We start from the raw sequence: 18,259 nt of genomic DNA, 5'->3' as shown, positions 1-18,259 counted from the left end.
ATCGAGAAAATTTATGACACGCGCTCAATTCAAACACCATCATCACCATCATCCTGACTAGTCTTTCAGGCGATGTGTGCTGGGAGACATTTAAATCTTCCAGCGGTGCATGAGCGTATGAGAAAGCCCCCGGAAGATTTCTTCCGGGGGCTTTTTTTTGTGCGTGACCCAAACTGATTCAGACAGGATAACGAGGAATAAAGAATGTTAGATAACACCCGTTTACGCATAGCTATGCAGAAATCAGGTCGTTTAAGCGATGATTCACGCGAATTGCTGGCCCGTTGCGGCATTAAAATTAATCTTCACACCCAGCGCCTGATCGCGATGGCTGAGAATATGCCGATCGATATTCTGCGCGTGCGTGATGACGATATCCCGGGTCTGGTGATGGACGGCGTCGTTGATCTCGGCATCATCGGGGAAAACGTTCTCGAAGAGGAACTGCTCAACCGCCGGGCACAGGGTGAAGATCCGCGCTATTTTACCCTGCGTCGTCTGGACTTCGGCGGTTGCCGTCTTTCGCTGGCTACCCCGGTTGATGAAGCCTGGGATGGCCCGGCAGCGCTGAACGGTAAGCGTATCGCTACCTCTTACCCACACCTGCTTAAACGTTATCTTGATCAAAAAGGAGTGTCGTTTAAATCCTGTCTGTTAAACGGCTCTGTAGAAGTCGCTCCCCGCGCAGGTCTGGCTGATGCGATTTGCGATCTGGTGTCAACCGGAGCCACACTTGAAGCCAACGGTCTACGTGAAGTGGAAGTGATTTACCGCTCTAAAGCCTGCCTGATTCAGCGCGACGGCGAAATGGCCGAAGCCAAGCAACAACTGATCGACAAACTGCTGACCCGTATTCAGGGGGTCATTCAGGCACGTGAATCAAAATACATCATGATGCACGCACCGAGCGAACGTCTGGACGAAGTCATCGCCCTACTGCCAGGCGCTGAGCGCCCTACCATTCTGCCACTGGCGGGTGACCAGCAGCGCGTAGCCATGCACATGGTCAGCAGCGAAACCCTGTTCTGGGAAACGATGGAAAAACTGAAAGCGCTCGGCGCCAGCTCAATTCTGGTGCTGCCGATTGAGAAGATGATGGAGTGATAGCCATGAGCTTCAATACCCTGATCGACTGGAATAGCTGTAGCCCCGAGCAGCAGCACGAACTGCTGATGCGCCCGGCGATATCCGCCTCTGAAAGCATCAGCCGCACGGTGGCCGAGATTCTTGAGAACGTCAAAAATAACGGCGACCGGGCGCTGCGTGAATACAGTGCAAAGTTTGACAAAACCGAGGTCGGCGCGCTGCGCGTCAGCGAAGAAGAAATTCAGCAAGCCAGTAGCCGCCTGAGCGACGAGCTGAAACAAGCCATGCAGGCGGCGGTGCGTAATATTGATGCGTTCCACACCGCGCAAATTCTGCCGCCGGTGGATATTGAAACTCAGCCTGGCGTGCGCTGCCAGCAGATTACTCGCCCTATCGCCTCCGTAGGCCTGTATATTCCAGGGGGATCGGCACCGCTCTTCTCGACCGTATTAATGCTGGCGACCCCGGCGCGTATCGCCGGCTGCAAAAAAGTGGTGCTCTGCTCACCGCCGCCGATTGCCGATGAAATCCTCTACGCCGCGCAACTGTGTGGCGTAAAAGAGGTGTTCAACGTGGGCGGCGCGCAGGCCATTGCCGCGCTGGCGCTGGGTACCGAGTCTATTCCTAAGGTCGATAAAATCTTCGGGCCGGGCAATGCTTATGTGACCGAAGCCAAACGTCAGGTCAGCCAACGTCTTGACGGCGCGGCTATCGACATGCCTGCGGGCCCGTCTGAAGTGCTGGTTATCGCCGACAGCGGCGCGACGCCTGACTTTGTTGCCTCTGATCTGCTTTCTCAGGCCGAACACGGCCCCGACTCGCAGGTTATCCTGCTGACGCCAGACGCTACGCTTGCCGAAGGCGTGGCCAAAGCCGTTGAACGCCAGCTTGCCGAGCTTTCCCGCGCCGACACCGCACGTCAGGCGCTCGCCGCCAGCCGACTGATCGTCGCCAGAGATCTGGAGCAATGCGTGGCCATATCTAACGCCTACGGCCCGGAGCATCTGATTATTCAGACCCGTAACGCGCGTGAACTGGTTGATGATATCACCAGCGCTGGTTCGGTCTTCCTGGGTGACTGGTCTCCTGAGTCGGCTGGCGACTATGCTTCCGGCACCAACCATGTTCTTCCGACCTACGGCTATACCGCAACCTGCTCAAGCCTTGGGCTGGCTGATTTCCAGAAACGGATGACGGTACAGGAATTAACTCCCCAAGGTTTCTCTACCCTGGCCTCCACCATTGAAACACTGGCCGCGGCTGAACGACTGACTGCCCACAAAAATGCCGTCACCCTGCGCGTTAACGCCCTGAAGGAGCAAGCATGAGCACTGACAACTTTCTCAGCGTCACTGATTTAGCCCGTAAGAATGTTCGCGAGTTAACGCCCTATCAGTCTGCCCGTCGTCTTGGCGGTAACGGGGACGTGTGGCTCAACGCGAATGAGTACCCAACCGCCGTTGAGTTCCAGCTACGCCAGCAGACGCTGAACCGCTATCCAGAGTGTCAGCCGAAAACCGTAATTGAGAATTACGCGCAGTATGCTGGCGTCAAACCAGAGCAGGTGCTGGTCAGCCGCGGTGCAGATGAAGGGATCGAACTGCTGGTGCGCGCTTTTTGCGAACCCGGTAAAGATGCAATTCTCTACTGTCCGCCGACTTACGGCATGTACAGCGTCAGCGCCGAAACGATTGGCGTTGAATGCCGCACCGTCCCGACCCTGGATAACTGGCAGCTGGATTTACAAGGCATCGCGGACAAGCTTGATGGCGTGAAAGTGGTCTACGTATGCAGCCCCAATAACCCAACCGGCCAACTGATAAATCCGCAGGACCTACGTTCACTGCTCGAAATGACGCAGGGTAAAGCCATCGTGGTCGCTGATGAGGCATATATTGAGTTTTGTCCGCAGGCCACGCTGGCAGGCTGGCTGTCTGAGTATCCGCATCTGGCAGTATTACGCACGCTGTCTAAAGCGTTTGCTCTCGCCGGTTTACGCTGCGGATTTACGCTGGCGAATGAAGAGGTTATCAATCTGCTGTTAAAGGTGATTGCCCCCTACCCGCTTTCTACCCCGGTAGCGGATATTGCCGCCCAGGCGCTGACGCCACAAGGGATTTCCGCCATGCGCCAACGCGTAGAGCAGATCCTGCAAGAGCGTCAGTATCTGGTGGAGAACCTGAAAACCATTCGCTGTGTAGAGCAGGTTTTCGACTCTGAAACCAACTATGTTCTGGCGCGCTTCACCGCATCAAGCAGCGTATTTAAATCTTTGTGGGATCAGGGCATTATCTTACGAGATCAGAATAAACAACCTTCATTAAGCGGCTGCCTGCGAATTACTGTCGGAACCCGCGAAGAGAGCCAGCGCGTCATTGACGCCTTACGTGCGGAGCAAGTATGAGCCAGAAGTATCTTTTTATTGACCGTGATGGAACCCTGATTTCCGAACCGCCAAGTGACTTTCAGGTCGATCGCTTTGACAAACTCGCCTTCGAGCCGGACGTCGTTCCCGTTTTGCTGAAGCTGCAAAAAGCCGGCTTTAAGCTGGTGATGATTACTAACCAGGATGGACTCGGTACGCAGAGCTTCCCGCAGGCCGATTTTGACGGTCCGCATAACCTGATGATGCAAATATTCACCTCTCAGGGCGTAGCATTTGATGAGGTGCTGATCTGCCCGCACCTGCCAGCGGACGCGTGTGATTGCCGTAAGCCAAAAGTGAAACTGGTTGAGCAGTATCTGGTTGAACAGGCCATGGATGTGGCAAACAGCTACGTCATTGGTGATCGGGCGACCGATATTCAGCTCGCAGAAAACATGGGCATTAGCGGATTACGCTACCACCGTGACACCCTGAACTGGGCGATGATCGGTGAGCAGTTGACCAAAAGAGACCGCTACGCGCACGTTGAGCGCAATACCAAAGAGACGCAGATTGATGTCAAAGTCTGGCTGGACCGCGAAGGCCGTAGCAAAATCAATACCGGCGTTGGCTTCTTTGACCACATGCTGGATCAAATCGCCACCCACGGCGGTTTTCGCATGGAGATTGCCGTCAAAGGCGATCTGTATATTGACGATCACCACACCGTTGAAGATACCGGTCTGGCGCTGGGTGAAGCTTTAAAGCTGGCATTAGGCGATAAACGCGGTATCAACCGTTTTGGTTTTGTGCTGCCGATGGACGAGTGCCTGGCACGTTGCGCGCTGGATATCTCGGGGCGTCCGCACCTGGAATACCGCGCGGAGTTTACCTACCAGCGCGTTGGCGATCTGAGCACAGAGATGATTGAACACTTCTTCCGTTCACTCTCTTACACCATGGGTGTCACCTTGCACCTGAAAACCAAAGGGAAAAATGACCACCACCGTGTGGAGAGCCTGTTTAAAGCCTTTGGTCGTACGCTGCGTCAGGCTATTCGCGTAGAAGGCGATACGCTGCCCTCCTCAAAAGGAGTGCTGTAATGAACGTGGTGATCCTTGATACCGGCTGCGCCAATCTGCACTCGGTGAAATCCGCCGTCGCGCGCCATGGATACGACCCGGTTGTCAGCCGTGACCCGGACGTGGTGCTGCGTGCCGATAAACTGTTTCTGCCGGGCGTCGGTACCGCCCAGGCGGCTATGGACCAGTTGCACGAGCGTGAACTGATTGAACTGATTAAAGCTTGTACGCAACCGGTACTGGGGATCTGTTTAGGCATGCAACTGCTTGGCCGCCGCAGCGAAGAGAGTAACGGTGTCTCTCTGCTGGGCATTATTGAGCAGGACGTTCCGAAGATGACCGATTTCGGTCTGCCGCTGCCGCATATGGGCTGGAATCGCGTCTATCCGCAGGCAGGAAATCGTCTGTTCCAGGGCATTGAAGATGGCGCATATTTCTACTTTGTACACAGCTATGCTATGCCGGTGAACCCGTGGACCATTGCCCAGTGCCATTACGGCGAACCGTTTACCGCGGCAGTACAAAAGGACAATTTCTTTGGCGTGCAGTTTCACCCTGAACGCTCGGGCGCGGCTGGGGCGCAGTTGCTGAAAAACTTTCTGGAGATGTAATGATTATTCCGGCATTAGATTTAATCGACGGCACGGTGGTGCGTCTTCATCAGGGCGATTACGCAACGCAACGTGATTATGGCAACGATCCTCTCCCCCGTTTACAGGATTACGCAGCTCAGGGTGCCGAAGTACTGCACCTGGTTGATTTAACTGGCGCGAAAGACCCGGCGCAGCGGCAGATCCCGCTGATTAAAACGCTGGTCGCTGGTGTCAATGTTCCGGTACAGGTTGGCGGTGGCGTGCGTACTGAAGCGGACGTTGCGGCGCTGCTTGACGCAGGCGTGGCGCGCGTGGTGGTAGGTTCGACGGCAGTAAAATCCCCCGAGGTAGTCAAGAGCTGGTTTGCCCGTTTTGGCGCCGACGCGCTGGTACTGGCGCTGGACGTTCGTATTGACGAGCGCGGTAATAAACAGGTAGCGGTTAGCGGCTGGCAGGAAGATTCCGGGGTTTCTCTGGAAGAACTGGTTGAGACCTATTTACCCGTCGGCCTGAAGCACGTGCTGTGCACCGATATCTCCCGCGACGGTACGCTGGCTGGCTCAAACGTCGCGCTTTATGAAGAAGTGTGCGCCAAATATCCGCAGGTAGCATTCCAGTCATCTGGCGGCATTGGCGGGATCGAGGACGTAGCAGCCCTGCGTGGAACCGGCGTACGCGGCGTGATCGTCGGACGCGCCCTGCTGGAAGGTAAGTTCACCGTTGAGGAGGCCATTCAATGCTGGCAAAACGCATAATTCCTTGTCTGGACGTTCGTGATGGGCAGGTGGTAAAAGGCGTCCAGTTTCGCAATCACGAGATTATTGGCGACATTGTCCCGCTGGCAAAACGCTATGCCGATGAAGGCGCAGATGAACTGGTGTTCTACGATATCACCGCCTCCAGCGATGGCCGCGTAGTGGATAAAAGCTGGGTATCTCGCGTGGCGGAAGTGATCGATATTCCGTTCTGCGTTGCCGGTGGCATTAAATCCATCGACGATGCGGCGCGCATCCTCTCCTTCGGGGCGGATAAAATCTCTATCAACTCCCCGGCGCTGGCCGAACCGGAGCTTATCACTCGTCTGGCTGACCGCTTTGGCGTGCAGTGTATCGTGGTAGGCATTGATACGTGGTATGACGCAGAAACCGGCAAATATCATGTTAATCAATATACCGGGGATGAAAGCCGTACCCGCGTCACGCGGTGGGAAACGCTGGACTGGGTGCAGGAAGTACAGAAGCGCGGCGCGGGTGAAATCGTCCTGAACATGATGAATCAGGACGGCGTACGCAACGGCTACGATCTGGAGCAACTGAAAAAAGTGCGCGATGTGTGCCACGTACCGCTGATCGCGTCCGGCGGCGCGGGCACCATGGAACACTTCCTTGAAGCATTCCGGGACGCCGACGTTGACGGCGCGCTTGCCGCTTCCGTCTTTCACAAGCAAATTATTAATATTGGCGAATTAAAAGCGTACCTGGCAACACAGGGCGTGGAGATCAGGATATGTTAACGAAGCAACAATGCCGCGAGCTGGACTGGGAAAAAACCGACGGACTGATGCCAGTCATCGTGCAGCATGCGGTTTCCGGTGAGGTACTAATGCTGGGTTATATGAACCCGGAAGCACTGGATAAAACGCTTGAAAGCGGCAAAGTGACCTTTTTCTCGCGGACCAAACAGCGCCTGTGGACCAAGGGTGAAACCTCCGGTCACTACCTGAACGTGGTGAGCATCGCGCCCGACTGCGACAACGACACCCTGCTGGTGCTGGTTAACCCGATTGGCCCGACCTGCCATAAAGGCACCTCAAGCTGCTTTGGCGATGCCAGCCACCAGTGGCTGTTCCTGTATCAACTCGAGCAACTACTGGCCGAACGTAAAACCGCTGACCCGGCAAGCTCCTACACCGCGAAGCTGTATGCCAGCGGCACCAAACGCATTGCGCAAAAAGTGGGTGAAGAAGGCGTAGAGACCGCGCTGGCCGCAACCGTGAACGATCGTTTCGAACTGACCAATGAAGCCTCTGATCTGATGTATCACCTGCTGGTTCTGCTGCAGGATCAGGACCTCGACCTGACGACGGTGATTGAGAATTTACGCAAAAGACATCAGTAATAGACAGATACCGGCACTATGCCGGTATCTTTATTTAACTGAGTGTTTAATCATTTCCGAATAAATCTCTGGTATAGACTTTATCGGCTACATCCAACAGTTCTTCGGCCATCCGGTTAGAGATTATAACATCGGACTCGCTTTTAAATTTATCCAGATCACGCTCAACCCGCGAATTGAAAAAACTATCATCTGGCAATACAGGCTCATAGATTATGACCGGGATACCTTTCGCTTTAATACGCTTCATAATACCCTGGATAGACGATGCCCGGAAATTATCTGAGCCACTTTTCATAATCAATCGGTAAATACCGACGACCTTTGGCTTTCGTGAAATAATTGCATCAGCAATAAAGTCTTTTCGCGTCCGGTTAGCATCAACGATTGCTGAAATAATATTATTTGGTACAGATTTATAGTTGGCGAGTAATTGCTTAGTGTCTTTTGGCAGACAGTATCCACCGTAACCGAATGAGGGATTGTTGTAATGGTTACCAATACGCGGGTCCAGACAAACCCCTTCGATGATCTGTCGAGCATTAAGCCCCAGGCTTTCTGCATAGCTATCAAGTTCGTTAAAATAGGCAACACGCATCGCCAGATAGGTATTTGCAAAGAGCTTGATAGCTTCGGCTTCAGTTGAATCTGTAAATAGGGTCGGAATATCTTTCTTCAGAGCCCCTTCCTGTAGCAGTGCAGCAAACGTTTCAGCACGGGAAGATCGTTCACCAATTACAATGCGTGAAGGGTACAAATTGTCATATAGCGCTTTACCCTCTCGCAGGAATTCTGGGGAAAAGATGATATTGTCTGAGCTATACTTTTGACGCATCGATTGAGTAAAACCGACAGGAACCGTTGATTTTATTACCATTACTGCATCTGGATTTATTTTAATAACATCCTGTATAACTGACTCGACACTGCTAGTATCGAAATAATTAGTTTTGGGATCGTAATCTGTTGGGGTAGCAATAATGACAAATTCTGCGTTCTGATAAGCTTTGTACTTATCCATGGTAGCGCTGAATGTTATATCTTTTGATTGCAGATACTGTTCAATTTCTTGATCAACTATCGGAGATATCCGATTATTTAGCATCTCGACACGGGAAGGAACTATGTCCAGAGCAATGACCTGATGATGTTGGGCGATAAGAAGACCATTTGACAGGCCAACATATCCGGTACCAGAAATGGTGATTTTCATTTCATGCTCTCAGTATTATCTTAATATTTAATCATGATGTCGTACATCCTGATAAGAGAATAATGTTTTAACGTTTTGTTGAATATTGTGTCAACGAAGGTTAAAACAATTCAGATTTTCTTTATCAGAGTACGCTAGAAATATTAAGTAAAGATTAAGCAATCAACTTAAATCAATAAGATTTGAGAGGAAAAATCATCTACATCGCAGGTGGCATCGAGTTCCCCCGCGGGACAAAACTGAGACCGACTCTCAGTCTCAGAGAGCTTTTCCTGAACTCTTTATGTAATATGTACCATATGTTCTTCAACATCATGAGTTTATTGATATATCAAATACTCTATAATCATTTCTTAGTTTTATATTTACGATATCAACGCCGCAGCATTGCGGCTCAAAATAATTCCCTATAGTTCGATCATTTGCAAGTAAGGGCATTTACTGAATGAAAGAAGTGGCTTTTTGCTTTTCAAATTACCTATTACACATGAAATTGAAAGTATTGCGGTCGGTTTACCGACATTTTTTCAAGATGTGAAGTCTGTTCTTGAGCGACCATACAATATGATATTGACAGCACCAAAAAATTTAAGATGCTTTCTGAGATTTACTTATGATTAAATTACTATCAGTTATATGGGTATCAGATTCTCATTTCCCCATGAGTAACATTATTGATAGTTCCAGTCTGTTATTATTCACATTCATGGAAGACTCTATTTATGCAAAAAACCCGGTTATGTCCCGGGTTTTTTATTCTATCAAGGTGTTTAAAAAACGAATTTGATAGAGAGGATAGCATTCAATTTTCAGCTAAAGCATTCAATTTCTATTAATATTTAAAGGCCTTTGCAGATTACGGCAAATGAATGTTTCATCTCCGGTGCGCCCTGCTAGCGTAACCGAAAACTCCCCATCGAGTGAAGAAGTATCAATAGTTGATATAAAACCGGCATTGTCAAGTTCCTCCCTTCCGAACACAGCCACTAAATCACCGCGGTTATTTCTGTTACTAGTGAAATACCGTTTATGGTGGTTTTTATCCGTCAGCGTAACATATATGGCGTCAAATAATACACCCTGCGCGGTCGATTTAGCTAGCCAGCCCTTAACGCTAAGTGGAAGTGAATAATCTTCTCCTCTAATAGGATCAATAGCCTGATCAATACTGCCTTCACAATCGATATCCGTTGAACGTACCGTAGCAGGCAACGTAACTGGCTCATTGTAGTTGATTTTACGCCGCTGGTATGTGATTAGTGGAGTTTCTGTTGCGACAAACTTTGCCTCAAACTCAGGCTCGAAATAGTAATCAGAATCTGTTTCGAACATCACTTCAGCTACATCTTCTCCGCTGAAACCAAGAGGCTCAAGACCATCGAGAAGCGGTGAGGCCCAAACGCCACTTTGAGCGTTTATAATATTTAAACGATACTGCCGTTGCTCACCTGATTTAAGTTTGTAACTTATTTTTACAATATTCCCTCTAAAAAAGAAGTTTTTAAGTTTTCCTAAAGTTGTAATTTTAAAATCAGGGTAGACCTTAACAATATTTTGTTTAGCCTCAGGTACTGGATACCACATACCAAACTTCATTCGCTCCGATTTTTTGAGCACAAAATTAGCAACTTGTTTTTGATCTCGCGCAGAAAATAACAGCATAGGTTCATCATTTCTGCCGTGAACAAAACCACTGGCGCTATAATTCTCAAGAATTGCCATAGATGTCAATGGGTCTTCGTTAAGAATGAATTTATTGTCAAGACCAATGAAAGTATTACACTCGGCATTTCCACATGCAAGACCGCCATTCCAGAGGATTTTTTGCGGTTTCTCGGGGCTGTTCAAAAACTCTGCATTCGCCAGATCGAGTGCTGGAGTTAATGTCATGTAATTTTGAAAAAGCGGACGCGGTTTATAATTGAGCTTATTAGCATACATATACTCATTATTGTATGGATATACATCAATAGTTGATTCACCAATTTCCCTGACAAAATCATCATCGAGTTTATACTGTTCGTAATCCTGAGCCATTCGATCTTGATATGACATCCCCGCAGCAAATGGTAATTTGAATGGGTTATTCATCGAAGGGATATTTATGGTGGAAAACGCGAGTCCAAGTTTTGGTGAGTTATGATATGCAGAATGCGTACCAAGATAATACAAACTAAAAAAAGAAATAAAGAACAGGCCTTTCACAAACCTTCCTTTATCAAAAGAAATAAGTAACATGATAAAGGCACATGGCACAACAAAATAGATTACATAATGATCTGCTCGTCCGAATCCTAGTTTAAACAATAACAACCAAGTTACAACCAATGGCAATATGAATAATTTACGCTTGAATATACCATAGGCAATAAAACAGCCCAAAACTATAAAGGAACATACATATGCAAAAGGATAATTTACGATATCGAGAGTCATATCGACACCGTTACCATAGCTAAGCTGAATATTCGTAGTGAAATATTTCAGTACCAAACTTGCATCACCGTAAACCAGTATACCAATGACAAATGAAGATACTGCAAACGAGATAATAAAACAGACCGTTTGTTTTAATCGAAAATCTCGCAAAAACTGAGCAGCAAGATATCCGCCAAAAACTGCGATAGTTATTAGTCCATAAAAGAAACGGATGTATAAAACAAAACCAGCCAACACCCCAAATAAAACACAAACACTAACATTAATATAATATTGTTTATTTTCAGAAAACTGGCGATAAAATAAAAAAACCAGAGGCCAAAGAAAAATCAAAACCTTAAAATAGGAGAAAGAAAAAAAGCAAACTGCAATAAGTAAAAAAAACAAATACCCACGTGATTTATACATTAGTGAGAGCGTTGCCCATACAATAACCGCATAAATTCCCAAAACGAACATAATGGAGATATAATAGGTACTCGTATTGTAGTACTCACTTACCCCCCCTACTAACCAAAACAATGGGCCATAACTGAAAATGAAATTTTGCCCATTGATAAACATGGCATTTGTTAAATTGACCCAGTGCTCTGCATTATCAATCGAACTCTTTACTCGTCCGGTCGCAAACAAACTAAGAAAAGGTAGTAATACTAAGCAAACAACGATAAAAGAAGAAAATTTTTTAGTCACTAAACGTTGAGATAGTAGTGCTGAAAGAGTCCCTTTCATTTTACCCTCTTAACATTGTAGACGCCAAAACAGCTTTTAAATAAAATCTTCAGGACTGCCAGATTGCCGCTAAAGCTGCTGATCTTGGTTGGGACTTCACCTTCTGGATAAACACGGGAGGTCGGTAATTCGATGCAGCGGAAGCCCAATCTAGGGCCGATGTAAGAAAGATAGGCTAACAGTTCATAGGTCATAAAAACATTACGGAAAGGTGCTACACGTTCATCTAACAGCAATCTGCTGCTGTAGGCACGAAATCCTTGTGTGGTATCGGTCCAGTGAAATCCTGATGCTAAACTTAGGGCCGGTGCGTGAATATATTTAATCGCGAAGTCACGTGATTTTGGTGTATTCACCGCAACGCCGCCATTAACAAAACGTGAAGCCTGGACAAAATCATAGCCTTTTTCCAGGGCGTTGAGGAATTCAGGAATCGGTGAAGGATCATCTTTGTCATTACCGTCAATAGTAATGATATTCTTATATCCCTGCTCAAGCACAAACGCATAACCACAACGTAATTGCGCACTCAGCTTTCCTGGGCCTGTTTTAAGTATCAATCCAGAAACCCCTAGAGATAGCAATCGTTTTTTTTCAAGGGAGCCATCAGTACTACCACCATCGACGATAATAATATCAGCGATATCATTAATTTTCAGATTACTCATTTTCGTGAGCAGGCTGAGGATTCGGTTACCTTCATTAATAACCGGGATCACGACACATGCTTCATGCTTTTTATTAGTCCACAGGGTGATATCGAAAGCTGGGACTTCCCAATTTTTTTCATTTTTCATTGATAAATTCATTATTAAGCAGCCTTTGAAGTAATTAGCGCTACACCGACGATGACAAATACCACGCCAGCAATAGTCGTCCAGTGGAAGGTTTCATTAAAAACAAGGACGGATAAAACCGCCACTGCGGCAACCGCTCCGGTTGTCAAAACGGGATGTGCAATATTCAAAGGGAAAACGGCTAATGCCGCAGCATAGAATAAGAATGCTCCACCATAAAGTGCCAAACCCAGCCAGAAAGGCCAGTTACTCAACGACGCTAATGGATCCGCGAAGGAAGGAAATTTACGTGGAGGCATCATTGCCATTTTGATCAGAACGCTAGCCGAGGCATTACATGCAATGCCCAGAATAAGAATTAGCCATTTCAAGGTAAATACACCTGATTAACGATAAAGAGAAGTCACGAGTTGAAGCGCGCGACGAATAGAAACTAAATGTGGCTCGTTTTGGGTTGCCAGCATTTCAATTGTGGCAGGATGCGCAGGAAATTGAGATGTGATTAGCGCAGCAATATCCTCATGGTGCGAATAAGTATCCCCTGGTGGCGCAAGCTGCGCTTCACTGATATGCACATGACCAATCACATCTTTTGCTTGTGTCACTACAGCAGAAATATCTTCCTGATTGATAATAACCGCCCCGGTATCAAGCTGCATTTTGATTGCTGGATGATCAATATCATTAACAACATTGCAGGTTTCGAGGCTGGTTGTCATAAAGTTTGCACCGTAAACACTCGGATTTGGCTCAAGACAAACAATAACTCCATAGTCAGCGGCGATATCGCCAAGCTGACGAAAAAACAATCGAGATATCTCCTGCACCTGGCTAACTGATAGACCAGAACAATCCCGATTTTTGGGCGAACCGAATACCAGTCGCGAAGCCCCTAGTCCTGCTCCGATACGGCAAACTGCAGCCAAGTGATCGAGTAGTTTTTTCTGGATAGATTCACTACCAAATACATTCAGACCTATAGTACCAAATAACAGTGCCTGCATGCCAATGATGTCAATGCCTCGCTCCTGCCACCAATCTTTAACTGCATGAATATCTGCTATTGACGCGCTAGCAGGTTCAGGGAAATATTTACCTGGTGCAATATCAATCGCATCAACGTTAAATAAGTTCAATAAATTAGCAACTTCTAGATCTTCTTTAACGTCCCAAGCAAGGTTGGAGATTGATATTCTCATTTATTATATTCCTGCACTTTTTTGGGCTCTGATTGCGCATAATGTCTGACAGCCTGCACCGTGTCTTTCACCGAATATTGGTAATGCTCACTGCCCCCATACAGTGGACCATACACGCTGCGCATATCATAGGTAACAGGTTGTGCGGCCTGCTGCACATCAAAATTAATATTGAAACCATCTCGAGCAATTTTCGCCACCGAAACCGGGGCTGCCGTCAGGTGAACAAGATTAATTTTTTTCTCAAGCGCAATCTTAATATCGAACCAAAGGTTCACCATAGGATAGAATTGAAAGATGCTACGGCTTTCGATTTTCTCAACGTTATTCTCATTAAGAAAATCAAAAATAATATTCTTACGTAGCCCCGGACCAACTAAACCAGGAAGTCTGACTATCAGATGCTGTTGGAACCGCTTTGAAACAAATTGCTCAAGCCGATAGCGATTCAGACCATAGGCATGCAGTTCCTGCGTATCGATCACGGAATTCTCATCAACGCCATTGGGTGATTTGAATACATCCACCGTACTGATGAGGATAAATGTTTTACACTCAATACTATCCAGGCAGTCAATCAGCGAATCAATAATTTCCTGATCACCTTTGGGATCAGCATTTGCGATCCATTTTTTCGCTGGCGCACCAGCGCAGACCACCAAATCAAATTTTTTACCCTTAATATCATTAATATTCGTAGAACGGTAAAAATCGTCAAATTTGGTTTGCTTTAAGAGCGTCGTGCCTACAAACCCGGTATAACCAATCAAAGCCTTAGTCATGATCTCTCCAGTATTTAGCGGTCGCGTCCGGTTTGCACCAGATTAGCCTTTTCGACAGTCGCATCATTTAGCACATTAACGCGGTCTTGGTTAACCATGACAGCACTATTTTTCTCAAACACGACGGAATATGCTGCCTGTTCACTTCGGTCATCCAGCAAACGGCTGAGATATTCCCCGAAAAAAGCCAACATAATAAACTGCAGCATAAACAAAATGGACATAAACAAAACCGTGGTGGTCCAACCCTCCACAACATGGCCATTGATTAGATTCACGATAATACTATAAACCGCAAAAAGCAGCGCACTTAGGCTACCTACTGTGCCAACAATTGACATCCATCGCAACGGACGAGAAGAGTTGAAGACCATCAGGCGCACTAAATTGCGAAAACCGTATGTGATAGAACGCTTAACATGCGTTTCACTAACAGGCTGATAAGTCAGTTCACTGGCGGGATAGCCCGTTTTCTGAATACGCATATAGAACTGGTGGTGAAAACGACCAGTGTCCGTTACCGCATTCACCGCACGGCGACTAAGACAGCGTAGACCTGTTGAATTTTTGGGAATATGGTAATCGATCGCTTTTAGAATACGCGAGGCAGTATCGCGCATAATGCGGTACGCGCACGGGAGAGACTGGGTTGAGACACCCACAACTACATCGTAGCCGGACTTACATTCTTCCACGGCGCGATGAATGACATTAACAGGATCAGTCAGATGATCATACAAAACCACAAAGTCGCCAATCGCATTTTCAAGACCTGCAGCCCACACCACATCATCATGAACACAGCCCGACAGTTGCAGAAAACGCACGCTCGGAATGGTTTGTAAAATGTTGTCGATCGCAGAGGTTCTTGGTACATCACGATACGGTCCTTTAGAAACAATTAAAATTTCGTAGTCGGTGTAATTATCGTCGAGTAAGGACTGGATCTGCTGCAATTTATTTGTTAATTCATTCGATAGGTCGTGCGTATTTAAAACGACCGAAACAAAAGATTCACTTTTCACTTGAGTAGTCTCTTTATTTTTAAATAACGTTCATATTTTTAATGGCTTCAAAGGCATCGTATACGTTATCTATTTTGCCCCCCATAATACAGTGAAAACCCTGCATTCCGTGATTCGGCCTAAAGAGAATCGGGCGGGAATCATCTGTTTCACTGCGTGGGAGAAGCGTCTTCACTTCCCACAGAGAACGCTCATAACGGCACTCACTCAAAATTGGCATGTAACGTGAGGCATCTTTAATCATATATTGCCAGGCACTAGTTCTCGTATCGGAATCAAATTTCTCATGTGAATCGAGGTACTTTTCACCGGGCTTATCGTGCCACTCATAATGAGGTGTATAACGCACGTGACTAAATGAATGCAATCCAACGGATGGGAATGGCATCACGGAGAAAAACGGGCCACACATGATGGTAAAACCAGCTTTTTTGCACACTTCCGGCACATCAACCAGGCACATTTCGGTCATCTCGTGCTTCAAGGGGATCAGTTCAATCCCTGAATTATCCAGAAGATAATTCAGATGTGAATAAGTGCAATTGAACACGTGATCAGCAACATATTCTTGCACTTCACCGGAGCTTATATCTCTGACCAGAGTTTTAATGCCATTTTCCAGTTTTTCGATTTTATCAACGGAATAGCCGCAGTAGAATTCAGCATTTGAACTATCCAGCCTCTTTAACATAAGTTCACGGAGCTTAAAGGCATCGAACGCAAATTCTTTAACCGTAAAACAGGCATTAATCATTTTTGGATTTACCATGTTCTGGATTTTCGCTGGCGCATAATCACAATCAGCACCAATGCGGTCACAGAACATGCGAAACTGGCTGGCAGACACTTTTCCTAACATTTCGCTGATTAAATAGTATTTATCAAAGTCGGAATCAATGCAGTCACGGAATTCATCAACAAAACGTGGGAAAGAGATACGTGAACGTAAAGCAGTCAAAATACTTCTGGGGTAGTGGTAGCCATTATGCACACGCGCCTGGTTGTTATATGATGCGCGGGACATGTAATTCTTCTCTTTTTCGAAAAGTTTCACTCCATGTCCTAAAAGAGAAAATTGCTCAGCGAGGTACATACCAAAAAAACCACCGCCCACAATTATTATATTTTTACGCATGATTGCATTAATGCCTTAAGTAGAACGCATTTATGTTATTCTCTTCAGATATTAAAACCAAGAGACAACTCTAATGCTATAAAAGGTTTACATGCAATAAGGCCATCCATTCGGATGGTCTTATTGTTAAAACAGAAGATATAAAACGCTGTTAATTAATCCAGCCATTCCGTATGGAACACACCTTCTTTATCAGTACGTTTATAAGTATGCGCACCAAAGTAATCACGCTGGGCCTGAATCAGGTTTGCAGGTAACACCTCTGCACGATAGCTGTCGTAATAAGCGACAGCAGCAGAGAATGTCGGTACCGGGATACCATTCTGCACAGCATACGCAACAACATCACGTAGCGCCTGTTGGTATTCATCGGCAATGTTCTTGAAGTACGGGTCGAGCAGCAGGTTTGCGATACCAGCGTTTTTAGCATAGGCATCGGTGATTTTCTGCAGGAACTGCGCGCGGATGATGCAGCCCGCACGGAAGATTTTTGCAATCTCGCCGTAGTTCAGATCCCAATTATGCTCGTCAGATGCGGCACGCAGCTGAGAAAAGCCCTGAGCATAAGACACGATCTTACCGAGGTACAGCGCACGACGTACTTTCTCAATAAATTCTGCCTTATCACCCGCAAGCTGAGTTTTAGGACCTGACAGGACTTTAGAGGCAGCAACACGCTGATCTTTCAGTGAAGAGATGTAACGTGCAAACACAGACTCAGTAATCAGAGACAGTGGTTCACCGAGATCCAGAGAGCTCTGGCTGGTCCATTTACCCGTCCCTTTATTCGCCGCTTCATCCAGGATGAAATCCACCAAATATTTACCATCTTCATCTTTTTTAGTGAAGATATCTTTGGTGATATCGATCAGGTAGCTACTCAGTTCGCCGTTATTCCACTCGGTGAAGGTGCTAGCCAGTTCTTCGTTGCTTAGGTTCAAACCACCTTTCAATAATGAGTAGGCTTCAGCAATCAGTTGCATATCACCGTACTCAATACCGTTGTGTACCATCTTCACATAGTGACCAGCACCGTCGGCACCGATATACGTCACACACGGTTCACCATCTTCTGCAACAGCGGCGATTTTGGTCAGGATTGGGGCAACCAACTCGTAAGCTTCTTTCTGGCCACCAGGCATAATAGATGGTCCCTTCAGCGCACCTTCTTCGCCACCGGAGACGCCGGTACCGATGAAGTTAAATCCTTCAGCTGAGAGCTCACGGTTACGACGGATTGTGTCCTGGAAGAACGTATTACCGCCATCAATAATGATGTCCCCTTTTTCCAGGTACGGCTTCAGGGAATCAATGGCAGCATCCGTACCCGCACCCGCCTTCACCATTAACAGGATACGACGAGGAGTTTCAAGTGATTCCACAAACTCTTTTACCGTGTAGTAAGGAACCAGTTTCTTATCCGGATTCTCAGCAATCACTTCTTCGGTCTTTTCACGGGAGCGGTTGAATACTGAAACGGTATAACCACGGCTTTCGATGTTGAGCGCCAGATTGCGCCCCATCACTGCCATACCAACGACGCCGATTTGTTGCTTGGACATGTAAAACTCCTGTCAGGTGTGGTAACCCAGCGGCAACGAGGCCATTGGGCTTTAAGTAAACAAAGATAGTAATGCAGATGCTACAACCTGGGTACCCGTGAGTTTTCATCAAACACACAACAGAATGTCAA

General features: G+C 47.0%; 18 protein-coding genes and 1 other annotated feature. Of the genes, 9 read left to right on the top strand and 9 right to left on the bottom strand.

The window, feature by feature from the left end:
- The first annotated feature begins 13 nt into the window (after positions 1-13).
- From hisL to hisIE, 9 genes are all read left to right on the top strand, one after another.
- Entirely contained in the window at positions 14-61 is a 48-nt protein-coding gene (gene hisL / locus HVZ39_RS09535; RefSeq protein ID WP_100250077.1) for a his operon leader peptide, read from the top strand.
- Positions 37-159: a sequence feature (His leader region), on the top strand. (Overlaps the previous gene by 25 nt.)
- Before the next feature lie 45 nt (positions 160-204).
- Positions 205-1,104: an ATP phosphoribosyltransferase gene (hisG, locus tag HVZ39_RS09530; RefSeq protein WP_003834191.1), complete on the top strand. Its 900-nt coding sequence runs from the start codon at positions 205-207 to the stop codon at positions 1,102-1,104.
- A 5-nt stretch (positions 1,105-1,109) separates the two neighbouring features.
- A complete protein-coding gene (hisD, locus tag HVZ39_RS09525; RefSeq protein ID WP_181633525.1) occupies positions 1,110-2,414 on the top strand; it encodes a histidinol dehydrogenase in 1,305 nt (434 codons plus the stop codon).
- Positions 2,411-3,490, top strand: coding sequence for a histidinol-phosphate transaminase (gene hisC / locus HVZ39_RS09520; RefSeq protein WP_049281927.1), 1,080 nt, complete (start codon positions 2,411-2,413; stop codon positions 3,488-3,490). Before hisD ends, hisC begins: the two co-directional genes overlap by 4 nt.
- Complete coding sequence (gene hisB, locus HVZ39_RS09515; RefSeq protein WP_016153556.1) at positions 3,487-4,554, top strand: bifunctional histidinol-phosphatase/imidazoleglycerol-phosphate dehydratase HisB; 1,068 nt, start codon at positions 3,487-3,489, stop codon at positions 4,552-4,554. Before hisC ends, hisB begins: the two co-directional genes overlap by 4 nt.
- The gene (hisH, locus tag HVZ39_RS09510; protein WP_003030129.1) at positions 4,554-5,144 is read left to right on the top strand and encodes an imidazole glycerol phosphate synthase subunit HisH; all 591 of its coding nucleotides are present in this window, start codon (positions 4,554-4,556) and stop codon (positions 5,142-5,144) included. The genes hisB and hisH overlap by 1 nt, the downstream gene beginning before the upstream one ends.
- Positions 5,144-5,881 (top strand): 1-(5-phosphoribosyl)-5-[(5-phosphoribosylamino)methylideneamino]imidazole-4-carboxamide isomerase, encoded by a 738-nt coding sequence (hisA, locus tag HVZ39_RS09505; RefSeq protein ID WP_016153557.1) that lies wholly within the window; start codon positions 5,144-5,146, stop codon positions 5,879-5,881. Before hisH ends, hisA begins: the two co-directional genes overlap by 1 nt.
- On the top strand, positions 5,863-6,639 hold the full coding sequence (gene hisF, locus HVZ39_RS09500; RefSeq protein ID WP_181633524.1) for an imidazole glycerol phosphate synthase subunit HisF: 777 nt from the start codon (positions 5,863-5,865) through the stop codon (positions 6,637-6,639). Before hisA ends, hisF begins: the two co-directional genes overlap by 19 nt.
- The gene (hisIE, locus tag HVZ39_RS09495; protein ID WP_181633523.1) at positions 6,633-7,244 is read left to right on the top strand and encodes a bifunctional phosphoribosyl-AMP cyclohydrolase/phosphoribosyl-ATP diphosphatase HisIE; all 612 of its coding nucleotides are present in this window, start codon (positions 6,633-6,635) and stop codon (positions 7,242-7,244) included. Before hisF ends, hisIE begins: the two co-directional genes overlap by 7 nt.
- A gap of 46 nt (positions 7,245-7,290) precedes the next feature.
- Here hisIE and ugd read toward each other — a convergent pair whose 3' ends face one another.
- The 9 genes from ugd to gndA form a co-directional block, all read right to left on the bottom strand.
- Complete coding sequence (ugd, locus tag HVZ39_RS09490; RefSeq protein ID WP_181633522.1) at positions 7,291-8,457, bottom strand: UDP-glucose 6-dehydrogenase; 1,167 nt, start codon at positions 8,455-8,457, stop codon at positions 7,291-7,293.
- 822 nt (positions 8,458-9,279) lie between these two features.
- Positions 9,280-11,628, bottom strand: coding sequence for a hypothetical protein (locus HVZ39_RS09485; protein WP_181633521.1), 2,349 nt, complete (start codon positions 11,626-11,628; stop codon positions 9,280-9,282).
- A complete protein-coding gene (locus HVZ39_RS09480; protein ID WP_181633520.1) occupies positions 11,625-12,425 on the bottom strand; it encodes a glycosyltransferase family 2 protein in 801 nt (266 codons plus the stop codon). The genes HVZ39_RS09485 and HVZ39_RS09480 overlap by 4 nt, the downstream gene beginning before the upstream one ends.
- 14 nt (positions 12,426-12,439) lie before the next feature.
- Positions 12,440-12,796, bottom strand: a complete 357-nt coding sequence (locus HVZ39_RS09475) for a multidrug transporter (protein WP_181633519.1) — start codon at positions 12,794-12,796, stop codon at positions 12,440-12,442.
- A 15-nt stretch (positions 12,797-12,811) separates the two neighbouring features.
- Positions 12,812-13,624 (bottom strand): TIM barrel protein, encoded by an 813-nt coding sequence (locus tag HVZ39_RS09470; RefSeq protein ID WP_181633518.1) that lies wholly within the window; start codon positions 13,622-13,624, stop codon positions 12,812-12,814.
- Positions 13,621-14,406 carry an NAD(P)-dependent oxidoreductase gene (locus tag HVZ39_RS09465; RefSeq protein WP_181630368.1) on the bottom strand — a complete coding sequence of 262 codons (786 nt, stop codon included), beginning with the start codon at positions 14,404-14,406 and terminating at the stop codon, positions 13,621-13,623. The genes HVZ39_RS09470 and HVZ39_RS09465 overlap by 4 nt, the downstream gene beginning before the upstream one ends.
- Before the next feature lie 14 nt (positions 14,407-14,420).
- Positions 14,421-15,431, bottom strand: a complete 1,011-nt coding sequence (locus HVZ39_RS09460; protein ID WP_181633517.1) for a glycosyl transferase family 2 — start codon at positions 15,429-15,431, stop codon at positions 14,421-14,423.
- A gap of 19 nt (positions 15,432-15,450) precedes the next feature.
- Entirely contained in the window at positions 15,451-16,566 is a 1,116-nt protein-coding gene (locus tag HVZ39_RS09455) for an FAD-dependent oxidoreductase (RefSeq protein ID WP_181599136.1), read from the bottom strand.
- Between the two features lie 155 nt (positions 16,567-16,721).
- A complete protein-coding gene (gndA, locus tag HVZ39_RS09450) occupies positions 16,722-18,128 on the bottom strand; it encodes an NADP-dependent phosphogluconate dehydrogenase (protein WP_181633516.1) in 1,407 nt (468 codons plus the stop codon).
- Positions 18,129-18,259: the final 131 nt, after the last annotated feature.

The sequence above is a fragment of the Citrobacter sp. RHB35-C21 genome (assembly GCF_013816515.1).
In the GTDB taxonomy this organism is placed as follows: domain Bacteria; phylum Pseudomonadota; class Gammaproteobacteria; order Enterobacterales; family Enterobacteriaceae; genus Citrobacter; species Citrobacter braakii.
Note: the sequence above shows the minus strand (reverse complement) of the source record. Positions and strands in the feature narration are given on the sequence as shown.